We start from the raw sequence: 18,165 nt of genomic DNA on the forward strand, positions 1-18,165 counted from the left end.
AACCTGTGACTATTCAGTAAGCTTCCGGCAGGTGATCGGCGCCGATGTGGTCGCTGAACTTGGTGAAGGCGCTTTCGAAATGCAGCTTGATCGTGCCAATGGGGCCGTGACGCTGCTTGCCGATGATCACTTCGGCCAGGTTGGCGATGCGGCCCATCTTGTCCACCCATTCGACATGCTCGGGCGTGCCCTCGTTGGGCTGCTTGCGCATCTCGTAATATTCTTCTCGATACACGAACATCACCACGTCGGCGTCCTGCTCGATGGCGCCTGATTCACGCAGGTCCGACAGCTGCGGCCGCTTGTCGTCGCGGCTTTCCACCGCGCGGCTCAGCTGGGAGAGGGCAATGACCGGCACATTCAGATCCTTGGCCAGCGCCTTCAGCGCCTGGGTCACTTCCGAGATTTCCTGCACGCGGTTGTCGTTGCGACGCGAATTGCTGCCGCGCACCAACTGCAGGTAGTCAATGATAATCATACCGATATTATTGGTGCGCTTCAGGCGGCGGGCGCGGCTGCGCAGCAGCGAGATCGAGATCGCACCGGTGTCGTCGATATAGAAGGGCAGCTGCGCCAGTTCCTTGGAGGCGGGCACGATCTTGCGGGTGAATTCATCGTCGGTGATGTCGCCGCGCCGCAGCTTCTCCGACGGAATTTCGGTTTCTTCCGCCAGGATACGGGTGGCCAGCTGGTCGGACGACATTTCAAGGCTGAAGAAGGCGACCGGCACGCCGGCGCGGGCGGCATTGAACGCCATATTTGTGGCCAGCGAGGTTTTACCCATCGACGGGCGGCCGGCCAGGATGATCAGATCCGACGCATGCATGCCGCCCAGCATCTTGTCCATGTCGCGCAGGCCGGTGGTCACGCCCGACAGGCCGCCCTTCTTCCAGGCGGCGTCGATATTCTTGATGGATTCTCCGATCGACTCCTTGAACGAGACGAAGCCGCCTTCCGAGCTGCCTTCATCGGCCAGCTTGAACAGGCGCTGCTCGGTTTCCTCGATCTGGTGGGTGGCAGCCTCGTCGATCTTGGGATCGTAGGCGCGGTTCACCATCTCCTCGCCGATGCTGATCAGCTGGCGCCGCAGCGCCAGGTCATGGATCACCTTGGCGTAATCCTCGGCGTTGATCACCGTGGTGGCGGCGGCGGCGAGGCGGGCGAGGTAAGTGGTGCCGCCCGCCTTGATGACCACCTCGTCGCGCTCGAAATAGGCCTTCAGGGTGACCGGATTGGCGATCTCGCCGCGCTCGATCAGGGTCAGCGTCGCCTGGTAGATGCGGCGATGCGCCTCGTGGAAGAAATGCTCCGCCTGCAGGAAGCCCGACACCTTCATGGCGGCTTCGTTATTGACCAGGATGGCGCCCAGCAATTCCTGCTCGGCGTCGAGGTTGTGCGGCTGGATTCGGAAAGTGGGTTCGCTGGAGGCCGGATCGTTATTGGCAGTCGGGGCAGTAAACGAAGTCACAACGGCCATAGTCGAAATTCTTTCCAGCCTGAGTTCTGACGATCAGTTGCGTGACGCCGCGATGACGATTCTGTTGCGTCGTTACGCTGCGGGCCGGCATTAACAGCCATGCGGCCCCACACTTCCAGTTCTCATTTCGGTTGACGCCCTATTATCCACCTAAATCTGGCTGGGGATAAGTAGCTTCGATAAGTCAGTGTGTTAGCTGCAGAAATCCACAGGGTTATCCCTTTGGGCAAACGAAAACGGGCCGGCATTTCTGCCGGCCCGAGTCGTTTTGATACGTCCTGACGCGCGAGTTTACAGCCAGGCTTACGCCTCGGCGGCTTCGTCCTCGGCCTCGGCGGCTTCCGCCTCGTCGGTTTCCAGCGTGACGCCCTCGTCCAGCAGGCTTTCGGCGGCCACCTGCTTCTCGGCTTCCGATTCCGAGCGGGCGACGTTCACCTTCACATCGACGGTGACTTCGGGATGCAGCGCAGCGGTCACCGTGTACACACCGATCGTCTTGATCGGGGCGCCCAGGTTGATCTGCTGGCGGCTGATCGTGAAGCCGGCGGCGGTGACGCCATCAGCGATGTCACGGGCGCTGACCGAGCCGAACAGCTGGCCGCTGTCGCCGGCCTGGCGCAGCAGGGTAACGCTGACGCCGACCATCTTGGCGGCGACCTTCTCGGCCTCGCCCTTCTTGGCCAGGTTCTGGGTTTCGAGCTGCGCACGCTGCTTCTCGAAAACCGCCTTGTTTGCCGTGGTGGCCCGCAGGGCCTTTTTGCGCGGCAGCAGGAAGTTACGGGCATAGCCGTCCTTCACCTTCACCACTTCGCCCATCTGACCGAGCTTTTCCACGCGTTCGAGCAGGATGACTTCCATTAGTTCTTCTCCTGGCTGGCTCCGGCCCCGGCGAAACGCCGGCGGAAACCCGCCCATTCTTCGATGAAACCCAAGATGACCACCAGTACACCGACCAGTGCGCCAGCCACGACCAAGACCGCATAAAACGCGGCCAGAACCAGACCGGGCAGGGCGACACGCGTCGCCAGCCCGTGAACCACGGCCAGCCCCTGCAGGAAGAAGGGGAAGGCCAGAATGGCAGCGACTGTGCCGCCGACAAAGCCGGCATCACCCGGCAGCATGAATGCGGCGATCAGCGCCACCACCAGCGACACGGCAAGCAGCCGCGAGAGGGTGAGGGCCCGGTACACCGGTGTGGGACGGCGATTCTGCTTCAGCATCACCGCGATCCCCTGGGCCAGGGTACCGTTGATCGTCATCATCACCAGCCAGCTGACGCCGAAGACGGCAGGCATCAGGGTGGCCAGACGCTTTGCCACGGCCGGCAGATCGGCTTCGGCAGAGCCCTGCGGCATGGCCGACAGGAACTGCACCAGCAGCGGCTGCAGCATGCCGGGCAGGCCACCTTCGCGGTCCGCCGTCAGCAGCAGCGCCATGCCGAACAGGCCGAGAGCCCAGCCGGCAAGCCAGAGCACCAGGCGGCCGACCGGATACCATTCCAGGTCGTTGCTGATCTCGGCAGTGCTGCTGGCCTCAGCAGCCGGACGGGCGAGCAGCGCCTGCCGCACCACCAGCGCGACCGGAGCCGCGAAGGTGACGAGATAGACGCCGCCGGCCAGCAGTCCGTTCAGCGCACTGATCAGTGCGCCGACCACGCCGGCGATCCCCACGGCGGTCAAGCCATGGGTCATGCCGGCGAAGAACAACGGCAGCGGGGCCAGATAGCCGAGCAGGATGCCGAGCGGACCGCTTGCGGCGGTCAGCACCAGCACCGCGCTCGCTGCACCAGCGAGGCTGCCGAAGATCAGACTGCGGGTCATCATGGCTGCAGGTCCGGTTCCAATCCCCTTGCGGGGATCGGTGGCCTTACTTGATGACGAACGGCAGCAGAGCCAGGTTGCGCGCGCGCTTGATGGCCTGGGCCAGTTCGCGCTGCTTCTTGGCTGATACTGCGGTGATCCGCGACGGCACGATCTTGCCGCGCTCGGAAATGAAGCGCGACAGCAGCTTCACGTCCTTGAAGTCGATCTTCGGTGCGTTGGCGCCGGAGAACGGGCAGGTCTTGCGACGACGGAAGAACGGACGACGGGCAGGGCCGCCGCGACCGGCGGGCTTGCCGCCGCGCTCAGAACCGCCACGATCAGAAGAGGTACCGGTGCTCGACATTACGCGTTCTCCCCGCCAGCGGCCGGAGCCGAATCTTCACGTTCAAAGCGCGGACGACGCTCGCCGCGGTCACCACCACGATCGCCACGATCGCCGCCGAAGCCGCGACCGCCGCCACCGAAGCCACGATCGCCGCCGAAGCCACGCTCCGGACGGTCGCCGCGCTCGCCGCGATCCTTGTTGACCAGAATGGCCGACGGGCCTTCTTCCAGCTTGTCCACGCGCACGGTGAGGTAACGCAGGATGTCTTCATGGATGCGCATGTTGCGCTCCATTTCGGCAATCGCAGCGCCCGACGCAGAGATGTTCAGAAGGACATAGTGGCCCTTCTTGTTCTTCTTGATGCGGTAGCTGAGGTTGCGCAGGCCCCACTGCTCGGTCTTGGAGACCTCGCCGCCCTGGGCCTTGATGATGTCGGTGAATTGCGCGGCCATCGCCTCGACCTGAGCGGTCGAGATGTCCTGGCGCGCGATGAATACGTTCTCGTAGAACGCCATCGTGCTCTCCTTCTGGCTTTAGCGGCCCGGCGGCGACACACCATGTGGCGACGGATCGGACCTAGCCGGGACTTCATGCGAAGACCCAGCAAGGAGCTATGTGAGGGCGCGGACTATAGCGATTTTCCACAGGCTGGCAAGGCAGCATATAGAAGGCCGGAACTGGCCGCGGCGGGGCTTGTTTCGGGAAATTAGTTCTCTATATGTTCATATATTTGCCGGCAAATATGCATACATTTGTATTCATTTGAAATGTTAACGCGAATCTTGGCGAACCTGTATGAACCCCAGCGAACCGCCACGAACCCGAATGAGCATCGAATGAACCCCAGCGAACCCGAGTGAACCGCTGGGAAGCCCAAACCGCCTGCTTTGCGGCCGTGATGGCGGGGATGGCGCCCGGAGACCGATGCCATGGCCAGCGTGCCGATCCGCAACCTGGAGGCTGGCCTGAAAGTGAAGCTACGCCTCCGGGCCGCACGAACGGCCGGTCGATGTGGGAGGAATTGCGGGAGATCCTGCGGGCCGAACTGTCGCGACCGTTGGACGGGCTTCGGCGGAGCGGGGCGCTTGATCTTACGCTATCAGTCGGGCACTGACCGGAAATGGGATGAGTGCAGGCACAAGGAGGCCGCTATGAAGCGTTGGTTTCTAATGGCTGGTCTTGCCGCTGTCGCAGCGGGCTGTGCCGAAGTCACTCCCGGCGATTATCCGAAGGGCTGGCCGGCTGTGGTTGGCCTCGGGCCAGCCTGTCAGGGTTTGGCAGGCACGTATAAGAATGCTGGGATGACGAATGACCCCAGAACTGCTCGGAATCGCTTGTCCGACTTCATTCTCAAGAACAATGATCAAGGATTAGGGGCAGGCCAAGACATTCGCTTCACTTTTGGCCCCGATGATGGACTGACCGTCGATGCACTACGCAATGATGCCGTGGTTGACAGCGTAACGTTGCTGCGGAGTGAACGTGGATATAGTTGTGAAAATGATGGGGTCAAAATCCGCAAGGCGGTGACGGGTGCTGTTGCCGGCTATAACTCGGCGTCCCGCTTCCTGACCAAGGGGTCGGATGGCTCGTTGATTGTTCGCGATAGTTTCAGCATGGCAGGGATTTGGATATTGCCGCCGATGCCAGTTGTGGTGGACGCGACTGAATGGGCGAGGTTCGAGGCGATTAAGTGACCACCACCGCCTATCTCGCCGCCGAAGGCTTCGAGGAGCAGCTGCGCACCGAGCTGGGCGGGCGGCTGCGCTCTGAGCATGGCCGGCTGTTTCTCGCCGATGGTGAGGGGCACTCTGCCTGGGCCGCGAATACCTGGTTCGATGTGCAGGAGACGCCGATTGAATCCATCGGCGATGCGGCTGCGAAGCTGAAGGCGATCCAGCGCAACTGGGTGGCTTATGCGCCGCTGCATCACGGCCGCGCCAAGCTGATCGTCGAGAAACTGCCGCATGTCTCGGCCAGGCCGCTGAATTTCGGCGCGCCGCTGCCGACAGCGCCACTGGGCAGCTTCACGCTGCTGGCGCCAGATCGGATGCTGTACGCGGCGCGCTGTTCCAGCCCGATGCCGAACGGCGAGTTCGCCTTCAACGAAGACCGCGAAGGGCCGCCGAGCCGCGCCTATCTGAAGCTCTGGGAAGGCCTCACCCGGCATCGCCTCGAATTCGGCTCAGCGCTTCCACAGGCCGGCGATATCTGCCTCGATCTCGGCGCGTCGCCCGGCGGCTGGACCTGGGTGCTGGGTTCGCTTGGCGCCACGGTCACTGCGATCGACAAGGCGCCGCTGGCGCCCAATGTCGCCGCGATGAAAACCGTGGCATGGCAACAGGGCAGCGCCTTCGCGCTCGAGCCGAAAGCGTTTCCGCGCGTCGACTGGCTCTGCTCCGATGTGATCTGCTATCCGGCGCGGCTGCTCAAGCTGGTCGAGCGCTGGCTCGCGTCATCGGATGTGCGCAATGCGGTCTGTACGCTGAAATTCCAGGGCGAGACCGATTTCGATACTGCGCGGGGCTTTGCCGCGATCCCGGGCAGCCGCCTGCTGCACCTGCATCACAACAAGCACGAACTGACCTGGCTGTGGCGTAAGCCTTAAGCCGTGGGCTTCTGGCTGATCACGCCATACCAGCCCAGACCGTCATAGGTCTCGTAGCCGATGGTGCGGGCGAAGGCGACCAGCGTGCCGTCGGGCTGATAGTAATAGCCGCGCGCCTTGCCCTCGTCCTGGATCGGGAAGGGCTGGTAGACGCCCTGGTTGTCCGACGATGCGATGACGCGACGCTTGGCATCCAGCAGCAGCACGCGGGTGCGCTGCCATTCCTCCGGGCTTAAGGAGGGCTCGTCCTTGACGATGCTCTTGCCCTGCTTGTCCCAGTCGAAGATCACGCCCAGCACGCCGATCGGGTCGCCATGAATCTGGCCGCCCTTGCGCACGGCGGCGGAGTAGATCGCCACTGCCTTGTTGTCGTGGCTGCCGCTCTGGCTGATGTCATCCACGATATAGTCGTCGCCGCTGCGCGACTGCATGGCCTGCTGGAACCACGCTGTGCGCGAGACATTGGCGCGCGCGGCGCGCGGGAACTGCTGCGGGTTGGAGGTGGCGACGATCTGGCCTTTGGCATCAGCCAGCACCAGGTTGAGATACACGGTGTAGAAGCGGTTGATCATGCCGAGCCGCTCGCCGGCGCGGGCATAAAGTTCGTCGGACGGGTTTTCCAGCGCCTGCCACATTGCATCGTCGGTTGCCCACCAGCGGCAGTCGCAGGTGCGCTCATACAGGTTGCGCACGATCAGTTGCACCATGGTCTGCGCCATGTCGCTCAGACGCGGGCCTTCCAGATCCTTCACGATCTGGTCGACAATGGTTTCCGCCGCGCGCTTCGATTCATTGATGCGGGTCAGCACCACGTCGCGGAAGCGCTTGGAGTTTTCCGAGGCCTGGTTGGCCAGCGCCTTCACCTCCTGCGCCACCACGGCGAAGCTGCGGCCGACCTCACCGGCACGCGCCGCCTCGATCGAGGCATTCAGCGCCAGCAGGGTGGTCTGGAAGGCGATATCTTCGTTATTGGCGCCGAATTCCTGGACGTCGCGTTCGATGCCGTCGATAAGCTGATGAACCTGCAGATGGTGCGCCTGTGCAGTCATTGTTTTTATAACTCTGGATGGATAGCGAGACGGGGGACCCAATGCAGGATACATGCCGTGTCGCGGTGGGATCGGTGCCGGCCGTCTCGTCTCATTCCAATGGTGAAAGGCGATAGCGATACTCGTACTCAGTATCATTATTGTATTCAGATTTAAGACAGGATGGGCAGGGCATAGCGGAGGTTTTGTCAGCGGAACCGCGGGTTGCCGCAATATTGTGCAATCTGCCTGCCATCTTTGGGTAATACCTAGGCATAGTTATCTCGCCTACCGCAGTGCCCTATCTTTGCCCGCATAACAGAAAGGTCTCTCCGCCATGTCTACCCGTCAGGAACGTGATGCTTTTGGAACCGTCGAGGTTCCGGCCGACCGCTACTGGGGCGCCCAGACCCAGCGGGCCCTGACGCTGTTCCGCATCGGCAGCGAGAAATTGCCGCCGGCGCTGGTGCATGCCATCGGGCTCCAGAAGCTGGCGGCGGCGCAGGCCAATGCCGGCCTGAATGAATTGCCGGCCGAGATCGTCGATGCGATCCAGCAGGCCGCGCGCGAAGTGGCGGATGGCAAGTTCGACGGACATTTCCCGTTGCCGGTCTGGCAGATCGGTTCGGGCACGGCGACCAACATGAATGCCAACGAGGTGATCGCCAATCGCGCCAACGAGCTGCTCGGCCAGCCGCTCGGCACCAAGAAGCCGGTGCATCCGAACGATCACGTCAATCGCGGCCAGTCATCGAATGACAGTTTCCCGACCGTGATGCATATCGTCACCGTGCTGGAGATCACCCATCGCCTGATCCCGGCACTGCAGGGCCTGCACAAGCAGCTCGCCGCCAAGGCCACTGCCTGGGCCGATATTGCGAAAATCGCGCGCACGCATCTGCAGGATGCCACACCGATGACGCTCGGCCAGGGCTTCGGTGCCATGGCGCGTCAGGTCGAGCTGGGCATCACGCGGGCGCAGGAGGCTTTGGCGCGTCTGTATCCGCTGGCGCAGGGTGGCACCGCGGTGGGCACCGGGCTGAATGCCAAGACCGGTTTCGATACGGCCTTCGCCGCGGCGCTGGCCAAGCTGACCGCACTGCCGTTCGTCACCAACCCGAACAAGTTCGAGGGCATGGGCGCACATGATGCGCTGGTCGAAGCCAGCGGCATGCTCAACACGCTGGCGGTTTCGCTGGCCAAGATCGCCAATGACATCCGCTTTCTCGGCTCAGGTCCACGCGCCGGCCTGGCCGAACTGGTGCTGCCGCATGACGGGCTCACATCATCCATCATGCCGGGCAAGCGCAATCCGACACTGGCCGAGGCCATGCTGCAGGTCTGCTACCAGGTGATGGGCAACCATGTGACCGTGACCCAGGCAGCCGCCGCCGGCCATTTCGAACTCAATGTCGCCAAGCCGGTGATCGTGCATAATGTGCTGCGCTCTATCGAGCTGCTGGCGGATGCGTCTGCCGTGTTCGGCAGTGACATGGTGGCGGGGATCGAGCCGAATACCGCTACGCTGCAGCGCAACGTGGAGCATTCGATCATGCTGGCCACCGCGCTGAATCCGCATCTGGGCTATGACAAGGTGGCGCAGATCGTCAACAAGGCCTTTGCCGAGGGCATCAGCCCGAAGCAGGCGGCGGTGGCGCTCGGCCTGCTGACAGCGGAGGATTACGACCGCCTGGCCGATCCGCGCAGCATGCTGGGGCCGCGGCCCTAGGGCCGCGGGAGATCCTGTGCCGCGCGATCATCAAACCCCTGTTATCGAATGTTAATCCCGGCCCGCTATTCCTGATTGTGCTAGAATGCAGATCAAGTCGTCCGGCATGAGGCGGCGTGAAGGGGTTGGAGAATGATGATGGTCTGGTATGTCCTGGCCGCCATCGTGCTGCTCGGTGCAGGCACGATGAGCTGGTATTACATCTATGACCGCTGGATTCAGCGCGATCATGCGATCCGGCGCAATTTCCCGATCTACGGGCGCTTCCGCTACATCATGGAGAATATGGGCGAGTATTTTCGCCAGTACTGGTTCACCGCCGACTGGGAAGAACGCCCGTTCAACCGACTGACCCGCGCCTGGGTCTATCGTTCGGCCAAGGGCGTGTCGAACTATGTCGCCTTCGGTTCCGAAGTGGATGCCCAGCAGCCGGGCCATATCTATTTCCTGCATTCGGCCTTTCCGATCAATGACGACGAGGCCGAGATCTACACCGGCCGCTGGATCGGCAAGGACATTGTCGGCAAGCCCTACAAGCCGAAAAGCTTTTTCAATATTTCCGGCATGAGCTACGGCGCCCTGTCATCGGCTGCGGTCACCGCGTTGTCGGAAGGCGCGGCCATGGCCGGTGTGTGGATGGATACGGGCGAGGGTGGCCTGTCGCCGTATCATCTGAAGGGCGGTTGCGACATCTGCTTCCAGATCGGCACGGCGAAATACGGCGTGCGCGACAAGGACGGCAACCTGGACGAAGAGCGCCTGCGCAAGATCGCGGCGCTGGATCAGGTGAAGATGTTCTGCATCAAACTCAGCCAGGGCGCCAAGCCGGGCCGTGGCGGCATCCTGCCCGGATCGAAGGTGACGCCGGAGATTGCCGGCATTCGCGGCATCGAGGCCGGCAAGGCGTCGATCTCGCCCAGCCGGCATCGCGACATAACCGACATTCCCACGCTGGTCGCGATGATCAATCGCGTGCGCAAGATCGTCGACAAGCCGGTTGGCATCAAGATGGCGGTCGGCAGCTTTGAGTTCATCGACGAATTCTTCGACTATCTGAGTCAGCATCGGCTTGAAGCGCCGGATTTCATCCAGCTCGATGGCGCCGAAGGCGGCACCGGTGCGGCGCCGGCGCCGCTGGCCGACTATGTCGGACAGTCCATCGTGCAGGCCCTGCCGCTGGTGGCGCAGAAGCTGCGCACCTACGACCTGCGCAGCCGTATTCGCCTGGTTGCCTCGGGCAAGTTGCTGACGCCGGACAAGGTGGCCTGGGCGCTGTGTATGGGGGCTGACTACGTCGTCTCGGCGCGCGGTTTCATGTTTTCGCTCGGTTGCATCCAGGCGATGAAATGCAATACAGGCCATTGCCCGACTGGCGTGACCTCGAACGATCCGCGTTTCATGCGCGGCCTCGATCCGGCCCTGAAGGCAGTGCGTGTCGCCAATTATGCCAAGGCCGTGCAGCATGACGTGGAAGCCATCGCCCATGCCTGCGGCTGCAAATCGGTGCGCGAGCTGAAAGGCCAGCATGTCCGCGTCAATGGCGGCGACCTTATGCTGTAGGCAGGGCCGCGGCGGGATCGACTTTCAGCTCGATGCCGCTGAGCTTGCGGCGACGCGCCTCGCGCAGCAGCCAGACCAGCAGGTCGCTGGCTGCCGCATGGCTCATGCCGGCGTCGTGGATATTCGAGATGCAGTTGCGCTCGGAATCGGCGCGCCCGCTGCGTGGCGCCCAGGTCAGGTAAATCCCGAGGCTGTCGGCCACTGACAGGCCGGGCCGCTCGCCGATCAGCACGGCGACCGCAGCAGCATTCAGCCGCTCGCCGATCTCATCGCCCAGCGCGACACGGCCCTGTGCAGCCAGCACGATGGGGGCGATGTGCCAGTCGGCCAGCTTTTCCAGGCAGAGTTTCAGCACGCCGGCAGCGTGGGTATCGACGGCGCGCGCGGACAGCCCATCGGCGATGACGAAGGCCACATCGTAGTCACCGCGTGGCAAGGCCTCCGCGCTGGCGACATCGAGGCGTCGGCCGAGATCGGGGCGGCGCAGGTATGTGGCGCGGTCGGTCGCCTGACTGTGGACGGCGAGACTGGGATGCGGCGTCAGTGCAGCGGCCAGCGCAGCGAAATCGACAGCCCCATGCACGGCATCGCGGGCGCGGCTATGGGCAGCCTGGAATTCCAGCAATGGCGCAGTGGGCAATGCGTCGCCGCTGCGACCCAGCCCGATGCGCGCCCTGGTGGCGCCGCGCCAGCGCGCCCAGATGTCTTTGGTTACATCATTCATAGGAGACCAGACGGCGCAGCGCGGCGCTGTCGGCTGCAGGTGGCGGCAGGCGGCCATCCTCGCCCAACATGCCCATGCGGCCGAGCCAGGATTCAAACTCAGGCGCGGGCTGCAACTTCAGCAGATGCCGCAGGCCGAGCACATCATGGAACGACAGGCTCTGGTAATTCAGCATCACATCGTCGGCGCCCGGCACGGCGATCAGGAAATTCACCCCGGCCGTACCCAGCAGGGTCATCAGGTTGTCCATGTCATCCTGATCGGCCTCGGCATGGTTGGTGTAGCAGACATCCACCCCCATCGGCAGGCCAAGCAGCTTGCCGCAGCAATGGTCTTCCAGGCCGGCGCGGATGATCTGCTTGGCATCGAACAGGTATTCCGGGCCGATGAAACCGACCACGGTGTTGACCAGCAGCGGCTTGAAGGCGCGCGCCACGGCATAGGCACGCACCTCGAGGGTTTGCTGGTCTACGCCATGATGCGCATTGGCCGAGAGCGCGCTGCCCTGGCCGGTTTCGAAATACATCACGTTATTGCCCACCGTGCCACGCTTCAGCGACAGCGCCGCATCCTGTGCCTCGCGCAACACGGCCAGGTCGATGCCGAAGCCCCGGTTGGCGGCTTCGGTACCGGCGATGGACTGGAATACCAGATCGATCGGCGCGCCGCGCTGCATCATCTGCAGCGAGGTGGTGACATGGGCCAGCACGCAGCTTTGCGTGGGAATTTCAAACCGCTGGCGAATGGTCTCCAGCATCTCCAGCAGGCGGATGCCATCCGGCACGCTGTCGGTGGCCGGGTTGATGCCGATCACCGCATCGCCGATGCCGAACAGCAGGCCATCAAGCAGGGCGGCAGCGATGCCTTCGGCATCATCGGTGGGGTGATTGGGCTGCAGGCGGCTGCCCAGGCGGCCGGGCAGGCCGAGCGTGGTGCGGAAGCCGGTGATGACGCGGCATTTCGCTGCCACCGCGATCAGATCCTGGTTGCGCATCAGCTTGGACACCGCAGCCACCATTTCTGGTGTCAGGCCTGGTGCCAGCTTCGCCAGTGCAGCCGTATCGGCCTGGTAGGACAGCAGCCAGTCGCGGAACTCGCCGACCGTGAGATGCGCCACCGGTGCAAAGGCGGCAGCGTCATGGCTATCCTGGATCAGGCGCGTCACCTCATCCTGCTCGTAGGGAATGAGAGCATCAGTCAGGAAATGGCGCAGCGGCAGATCGGCCAGCGCCATTTTGGCCGCCACGCGTTGCTCGTCACTGATCGCGGCAACACCGGCCAGCTGGTCGCCCGAGCGCAGCGGCGAGGCACAGGCCAGCAGCGCCTTCAGATCGGTAAAGGCATAGCGGGTTCCGTTCAGTGTGGCAGCAAAGCCGGGCATCAGATCACCTTTCGGGTCCGACTGAATTCAGCAAGAAGCATACCAGAAGCGCCGGTGACTTGCAGGACGGTTTCAGCCGGGTCAAGCTGATCGGCAGCAAGGGAGTGCATCATGGATCTCGGCATCAAGGGGAAACGCGTTGTGGTGGCGGGCGGCAGCCGTGGCATCGGCCGGGCGATTGCCCTGGCTTTTGCGCAAGAGGGCGCTGCGGTTTCGATCTGCGCCCGCGGCGAGGCCGGCCTGCGCGACGCCGAAGCGGCATTGAAGCAGACCGGTGTCAAGGTACATGCGGCATCCTGCGACCTCGGCGATGGCCCGGCGGTGATCGGCTATATCGAGGCCGCCGCTGCAGCTTTGGGCGGCATCGACATTCTGGTCAACAATGCCTCGGGCTTCGGCACCACCGATGACGAGGCCGGCTGGGCTGCTGCCATCAATGTCGATCTAATGGGCACCGTGCGCGCCTCCCAGACGGCTATTCCGCATCTGCAGAAGGCCGGTGGCGGCAGCATCCTGCATGTTTCGTCTATTGCCGCCCTGATCCCCACGGGGCGCAATCCGCCCTATGGCGCCATCAAGGCGGCGCTGGTCCAGCTAACCATGACCCAGGCGCTGAACCTGGCGAAGAGCAATATCCGGGTGAACTGCCTGGCGCCGGGTTCCATCGAATTCGCGGGCGGCGTCTGGGACAAGGCCAAGACCGAGAATCCGGCGCTCTATAACAGGATGCTGGGCAATATTCCCTTCGGTCGCATGGGCCGGGTGGAGGAGATGGCCAATGTGGCGCTGTTCCTATGCTCCGATGCAGCCAGCTGGGTCACCGGCCAGACCTTGGCGGCCGATGGCGGCCAGCTGTTGTCGTAAGTACGGATGCTGTCTTAAGCGACCTTCAGCGCGGCGTTGAGCGGCGCGAAGCATTCCGGCCCATCCACCTTCACGCCATTCACCACCGGTGTGACGCGATAGCGCGCCATCTCGGCGGCCGGATAGCTCTGCATCAGGCGCTGCAGGATCGGGCGCGGCGTGGCCGGGTCGAGCCACAGGCCGAACTGCTCGCGCGGCAGGATCACCGGCATGCGTTCATGCAGGGGCGCCAGATAGTCGTTGGCCGCGGTGGTCAGGATGGTGAAGCAGTCTGCATTGCCAAATGCCGGCTCCGCTTGCCACAGGCCGGCGAAGGCGAACAGGCCGCCACCCTTCAGGCCGATCCGCCAGGGTTGCTTTTGCTTCTGGCCTTCGATGGCCTGCCATTCATAGAAGCTGTCGGCCGGGATCAGGCAGCGGCGCTGGGCGAAGGCATCTGCAAAGGTCGGCTTGGCAGTCGCGGTTTCTGACCGTGCATTGATCAGCGGCGCATTGTTGGGTCCGGCGAAGCCCCAGCGTAGCAGGGCGATATCGCGCTTGCCGGCCTGGGCCCGCACCACGGCGGTGGCCTGCGTCGGCGCGATATTCCAGCGCGGCTGCAGGTTGGGCTTCTGGAACAACTCATACAGCTCGAAAAAAGCCGCGAGGTCGTCGAGGGTCTTGGTCTGGCTGAAGCGTCCGCACATGCCGTCTGCATAGCGGATCGTGCCCGAGTCGGGCCAGTATCTTGAACAGGCGGGCCTAGCTCAGATGCGGTCGCGCTTCCGGCCGGCTTTTCAGTTCGGCGCCGGCGCGGGTAAGGATTTTCGCCACCCGCTCGGGCGCAAAACCGAGGTCGAGCAGGGCCGGGCCGGCATTGGCCACTTCGCGGTAATCAGCGATCAGGCCGTCTTTCAGGGTGAAGATCGCTACGCCCTCGAACATCACGCGCTTGCCCTGCGCCTCGGGCAGTAGCGACTTGTAGGAAAAGGTGTAGCGCGCATAGAGCGTGGTGCCGTTGCCGACCGGATCATGCAGATGCCAGCGGAAGTCCTCCGCCGTGCGGTAGAACCAGTCGTCCACCAGCTCGGCGATCTTCTGTCGACCATGGAAGGCGCCGTAGAAGACATCGTGATAGACGGCATCTTCGGTGAACAGCGCGGCAAAGCCTTTGCCGTCGCGGGTCTGCACCGCCTCGGCAAAGCGGTGCAACAGCAGCTGGGTATCCATGGTTTCCTCCGGCATTTTTTAGAATGCTAGAAGGAAACCATGCCGCGGTAAATGCCGCTCAGCTGTTCACGCCGGGCTTGTAGTTGGGAAAGAACAGCTGTTCGCCCTCGATCTTGTAGGCGGCGATGGCATCCTGGCCTTCCTTCGAGGTGATCCAGTCGATGAAGGCCTTGCTCTCGGCAACCTTCACATGGGCGTGCCTGGCCGGGTTGACCAGCATGACGCCATACTGGTTGAACAGCTTCACATCGCCCTGCACGCTGATCACCAGGTCGCCGCGGTTCTTGAAGCTGAGCCAGGTGCCGCGATCGGTGAAGGCATAAGCATTCATCGCCGCCGCGGTGTTCAGCGTCGGGCCCATCCCCGAGCCGGTCTCGCGATACCAGCCGGTGCCGGCGGTCTTCACGTCGATATCGGCTTCTTTCCAGATGCGCAGTTCTGCCGCATGCGTGCCCGAGCTGTCGCCGCGCGAAGCGAACGGCGCCTTGGATGCCGCGATCTTCTTGTAGGCGGCAACCACATCTCTGCTGCCGCCCACCTTGGCCGGATCACTCTTGGGGCCGACGATGACGAAGTCGTTGTACATCACCAGGCGACGGTCGACACCGAAGCCGGCATCGACGAATTTCTGCTCGGCCACCGGGTCATGCACGAAGACCACATCGGCATTGCCTTGCTCGGCTGTCTTCAGCGCCTGGCCGGTGCCTTGCGCCACCACGCGCACCTGGATGCCGGTCTTTTTGGTGAAGGCCGGCAGGATATGGCCGAACAGGCCAGACTGTTCGGTGGAGGTGGTGCTGGCGACGACGATGAACTTGTCCTGCGCCAGGGCAAGCGTGCTGGTCAGGCTTAAGGCCAGGCCGGTGGCGAGACCGAGAAGATGCCGGCGATTGGGGATCGGGTTCATGGTTTCCTCTGTTTTGAACATCACCAGAGCAGGTCGCCCTGCAGGAAGGCGCGTGCCGCATCGCTGCGCGGCATGTTGAAAAATTCAGAAGCCGGCGTGCGTTCAGTCACGCCGCCGCGATGCAGGAAGATCACATCGCCGGCCAGCCGGCGTGCCTGGCCCAGATCATGGGTGGTCATCACGATCTTGGTGCCGGTGGCGGCAATGCTTGCGATGATGCCCTCCACCTGTCGCGTGGCGCCCGGGTCGAGTGCGGCTGAGGGTTCGTCGAGGAACAGGATCTGCGGCTCCAGCGCCCAGGCACGCGCCAGAGCCAGACGCTGCTGCTCGCCGCCTGACAGCACGCGGGCCGGGCGTTCGGCCAGGGCGGCAAGGCCGACGCGCTCCAGCACGGCCATCGCTTTGCTGCGCCGCGCTGTTGCATCGAGGCCGCGCAGCTTGAGCGGGAATTCGATATTGGCCAGCACCGAACGACGCAGCAGCACGGGTTTCTGGAACACCATGGCCTGGTCGAAGCGCAGGCTCTGCGGGTTCTGTGCCGCGGTGCCCTGCCAGATCACCTGGCCCTGCGTCGGCTGGATCAGCCCGTGGCACAGCCGCAGCAGCAGGCTCTTGCCGGCGCCATTGGGGCCAAGCACCAGGGTCGGCGCGCCGGCCTCGAAGCTCAGTGTGATGTGGCTGACCAGCGCCTGGCCGTTGATGCTGTAGCCGACATCCTGCAATTGCAGCGGCAGCAGCACGGGGCGGGCATGCAGCGGTGCCATCTGCATGCTCATGCACCCTGCCGCCGGCGCGCGGCATTGCCAAAAGCCGAGGCCGCCGCATTGATGCCGATGGTAATGGTCAGCAGCACGATGCCGAGCGCCATTGCCAGCGCCAGATCGCCACGGCTGGTTTCCAGCGAGATCGCCGTGGTCATGGTGCGGGTGACGCCAGCGATATTGCCACCGACAATCATGATGGCGCCCACTTCGGCAATGGCGCGGCCGAAACCGGCAAACACCGCGGTGCTGAGCGAGAAGCGGCCGTCCCACAGCAGGGTGGCAATGGCCTTCAGGGGCGTGAGGCCGAGCGAGCGCAGTTGTTCTTCGTATTCACTCCACAGGTCGGCGACCGTCTGGTGCGACAGGGCGGCGACGATCGGCGTGATCAGCACCACCTGCGCCATCACCATGCCGATCGGCGTGAACAGCCAGCCGAGCGCACCGAGCGGGCCGGAGCGCGACAGGATCAGGTAGACGACGAGGCCGACCACCACCGGCGGCAGGCCCATGCAGGCATTCAGCACGACGATGCAGCCATGGCGGCCGGGAAAACGGGTCAGCGCCAGCAGGGCGCCGAAGGGCAGGCCGATAGCGCTGCCGATCAGCACGGCGGTGAGGCTGACGCGCAGCGACAGGCCGACGATGCGCATCAGCTCGGGATCGAACTGCACCATCATCTGCAGCGACAGCAGAAAGGCTTCGGAGATCGTGTTCACGCCACCGAATTAGCGCAACCCGGCATCCGGGCAAAGCCCTAAGTGCTTATGTCCACAGACTGTTTTGGCGACAAAAAAACTTGTCGCCAAACGCGGCGTCAAGACGTCAGCCGATGACGGCGAGCCAGGGGAAAACTTCCAGCAGGTAGTAGCTGAACTGGCCCAGGCTGTTGGTGAAGATCAGGATACCGGTGATCACCAGCAGGGCGCCGGCTGCGATCTCCACCTTGTGGATATGGCGGCGGAATTTCTGCATGAAGCGCATGAACGGCTTCACGGCGAGCGCGGCCAGCAGGAAGGGGATGCCCAGCCCCAGCGCATAGACGGCGAGCAGCGATATGCCATAGCCGAGCTGTTCGCGGCTGGCGGCCACGGTAAGGATGGTGGCGAGGATCGGGCCGACGCAGGGCGTCCAGCCAAAGGCAAAGGCCAGGCCGATGACATAGGCGCCGATGATGCTGGTCGGGCGTTCTGTGGTGTTGATCCGCGCCTCGCGATACAGCAGCGGGATTTTCAGCAGGCCCATGTAATGCAGGCCGAAGATCACGATCACCGCGCCGGCGATTTTGCCGATGATATCGATATTTTCGACGATCAGGCGGTTCAGCGCCGAGGCGCTGGCGCCCATGGCGATGAAGACGGTGGAAAAGCCGATCACGAAGGCCAGCGCCGAAACGAAGACGCGTCGCGTCAGCGCCGGATCAACGCCGTCTTCACTGACCAGGCGGTCCAGCGTGGTGCCGGCCACAAAACACAGATAGGCGGGCACCAGCGGCAGCACGCAGGGGCTGAGGAAACTCAGCAGCCCGGCGCCGGCCGCGCCGGCATAGGAAATATCGAGGCCGCCCATGACGCGGATACTGCTCCTGCAGGAGGAAGTGTCAGCCGCGCGCGAACAGGGCGCGGATGGCATCAGGCAGATTGCCTTCCTCAAGATAGCGGACCCCCAGGATGCCGCCAATCACGATACCGGCCAGTGCGACAAAGCTGCCCAGGGCCAGCGTGCTGACGCCGGTCAGGCCCTGGCCGACGGTGCAGCCCAGTGCGGTG

General features: G+C 63.5%; 19 protein-coding genes. 5 read left to right on the forward strand and 14 right to left on the reverse strand.

Annotated features, from left to right (window positions below; genetic code table 11):
- Nucleotides 1-13 precede the first annotated feature (13 nt).
- The 5 genes from AAG821_RS14980 to rpsF form a co-directional block, all read right to left on the reverse strand.
- Nucleotides 14-1,477, reverse strand: coding sequence for a replicative DNA helicase (locus tag AAG821_RS14980; RefSeq protein WP_341910793.1), 1,464 nt, complete (start codon nt 1,475-1,477; stop codon nt 14-16).
- Between the two features lie 303 nt (nt 1,478-1,780).
- Nucleotides 1,781-2,335, reverse strand: coding sequence for a 50S ribosomal protein L9 (gene rplI / locus AAG821_RS14985; protein ID WP_341910790.1), 555 nt, complete (start codon nt 2,333-2,335; stop codon nt 1,781-1,783).
- Complete coding sequence (locus AAG821_RS14990; protein ID WP_341910788.1) at nt 2,335-3,300, reverse strand: DUF2232 domain-containing protein; 966 nt, start codon at nt 3,298-3,300, stop codon at nt 2,335-2,337. Before AAG821_RS14990 ends, rplI begins: the two co-directional genes overlap by 1 nt.
- 43 nt (nt 3,301-3,343) lie before the next feature.
- Nucleotides 3,344-3,643, reverse strand: coding sequence for a 30S ribosomal protein S18 (gene rpsR, locus AAG821_RS14995; protein ID WP_341910787.1), 300 nt, complete (start codon nt 3,641-3,643; stop codon nt 3,344-3,346).
- Nucleotides 3,643-4,140: a 30S ribosomal protein S6 gene (gene rpsF, locus AAG821_RS15000; protein WP_341910785.1), complete on the reverse strand. Its 498-nt coding sequence runs from the start codon at nt 4,138-4,140 to the stop codon at nt 3,643-3,645. The genes rpsR and rpsF overlap by 1 nt, the downstream gene beginning before the upstream one ends.
- Nucleotides 4,141-4,776: 636 nt before the next feature.
- Here rpsF and AAG821_RS15005 point away from each other — a divergent pair.
- Both AAG821_RS15005 and AAG821_RS15010 read left to right on the forward strand, forming a co-directional pair.
- Nucleotides 4,777-5,322: a hypothetical protein gene (locus tag AAG821_RS15005; protein ID WP_341910783.1), complete on the forward strand. Its 546-nt coding sequence runs from the start codon at nt 4,777-4,779 to the stop codon at nt 5,320-5,322.
- Nucleotides 5,319-6,233 (forward strand): SAM-dependent methyltransferase, encoded by a 915-nt coding sequence (locus tag AAG821_RS15010; RefSeq protein ID WP_341910781.1) that lies wholly within the window; start codon nt 5,319-5,321, stop codon nt 6,231-6,233. Before AAG821_RS15005 ends, AAG821_RS15010 begins: the two co-directional genes overlap by 4 nt.
- Here AAG821_RS15010 and AAG821_RS15015 read toward each other — a convergent pair.
- Entirely contained in the window at nt 6,230-7,282 is a 1,053-nt protein-coding gene (locus AAG821_RS15015; protein ID WP_341910779.1) for a methyl-accepting chemotaxis protein, read from the reverse strand. The two genes, AAG821_RS15010 and AAG821_RS15015, sit on opposite strands and share 4 nt — an antisense overlap.
- A 316-nt stretch (nt 7,283-7,598) precedes the next feature.
- On the opposite strand from AAG821_RS15015, the gene AAG821_RS15020 reads away from it, so the two are divergent.
- Entirely contained in the window at nt 7,599-8,990 is a 1,392-nt protein-coding gene (locus tag AAG821_RS15020) for a class II fumarate hydratase (RefSeq protein ID WP_341910777.1), read from the forward strand.
- A gap of 132 nt (nt 8,991-9,122) precedes the next feature.
- On the forward strand, nt 9,123-10,550 hold the full coding sequence (locus tag AAG821_RS15025; protein ID WP_341910775.1) for an FMN-binding glutamate synthase family protein: 1,428 nt from the start codon (nt 9,123-9,125) through the stop codon (nt 10,548-10,550).
- On the opposite strand, the gene eutC is transcribed toward AAG821_RS15025, so the two are convergent.
- Nucleotides 10,540-11,274 (reverse strand): ethanolamine ammonia-lyase subunit EutC, encoded by a 735-nt coding sequence (gene eutC, locus AAG821_RS15030; protein WP_341910773.1) that lies wholly within the window; start codon nt 11,272-11,274, stop codon nt 10,540-10,542. The two genes, AAG821_RS15025 and eutC, sit on opposite strands and share 11 nt — an antisense overlap.
- Nucleotides 11,267-12,655 (reverse strand): ethanolamine ammonia-lyase subunit EutB, encoded by a 1,389-nt coding sequence (locus tag AAG821_RS15035; protein WP_341910771.1) that lies wholly within the window; start codon nt 12,653-12,655, stop codon nt 11,267-11,269. Before AAG821_RS15035 ends, eutC begins: the two co-directional genes overlap by 8 nt.
- 111 nt (nt 12,656-12,766) lie before the next feature.
- Between AAG821_RS15035 and AAG821_RS15040 the strand changes: the two genes are divergently transcribed.
- Nucleotides 12,767-13,519, forward strand: coding sequence for an SDR family NAD(P)-dependent oxidoreductase (locus AAG821_RS15040; protein ID WP_341910769.1), 753 nt, complete (start codon nt 12,767-12,769; stop codon nt 13,517-13,519).
- A gap of 14 nt (nt 13,520-13,533) precedes the next feature.
- Here AAG821_RS15040 and AAG821_RS15045 read toward each other — a convergent pair whose 3' ends face one another.
- The 6 genes from AAG821_RS15045 to AAG821_RS15070 all read right to left on the reverse strand — a co-directional run bounded on the left by AAG821_RS15045 (nt 13,534) and on the right by AAG821_RS15070 (nt 17,965).
- Nucleotides 13,534-14,205 carry an SOS response-associated peptidase gene (locus AAG821_RS15045; protein ID WP_341910767.1) on the reverse strand — a complete coding sequence of 224 codons (672 nt, stop codon included), beginning with the start codon at nt 14,203-14,205 and terminating at the stop codon, nt 13,534-13,536.
- A gap of 55 nt (nt 14,206-14,260) precedes the next feature.
- Nucleotides 14,261-14,728, reverse strand: a complete 468-nt coding sequence (locus AAG821_RS15050; protein WP_341910766.1) for a nuclear transport factor 2 family protein — start codon at nt 14,726-14,728, stop codon at nt 14,261-14,263.
- A gap of 58 nt (nt 14,729-14,786) precedes the next feature.
- The gene (locus AAG821_RS15055) at nt 14,787-15,656 is read right to left on the reverse strand and encodes a substrate-binding domain-containing protein (protein ID WP_341910882.1); all 870 of its coding nucleotides are present in this window, start codon (nt 15,654-15,656) and stop codon (nt 14,787-14,789) included.
- On the reverse strand, nt 15,656-16,411 hold the full coding sequence (locus AAG821_RS15060) for an ATP-binding cassette domain-containing protein (protein WP_341910764.1): 756 nt from the start codon (nt 16,409-16,411) through the stop codon (nt 15,656-15,658). Before AAG821_RS15060 ends, AAG821_RS15055 begins: the two co-directional genes overlap by 1 nt.
- Nucleotides 16,408-17,115, reverse strand: coding sequence for an ABC transporter permease (locus AAG821_RS15065; RefSeq protein ID WP_341910763.1), 708 nt, complete (start codon nt 17,113-17,115; stop codon nt 16,408-16,410). Before AAG821_RS15065 ends, AAG821_RS15060 begins: the two co-directional genes overlap by 4 nt.
- A 106-nt stretch (nt 17,116-17,221) precedes the next feature.
- Nucleotides 17,222-17,965, reverse strand: a complete 744-nt coding sequence (locus AAG821_RS15070; RefSeq protein WP_341910760.1) for a cytochrome c biogenesis protein CcdA — start codon at nt 17,963-17,965, stop codon at nt 17,222-17,224.
- Nucleotides 17,966-18,165: the final 200 nt, after the last annotated feature.

It is taken from the genome of Ferrovibrio terrae (assembly GCF_943372915.1).
Lineage (GTDB): Bacteria > Pseudomonadota > Alphaproteobacteria > Ferrovibrionales > Ferrovibrionaceae > Ferrovibrio > Ferrovibrio terrae_A.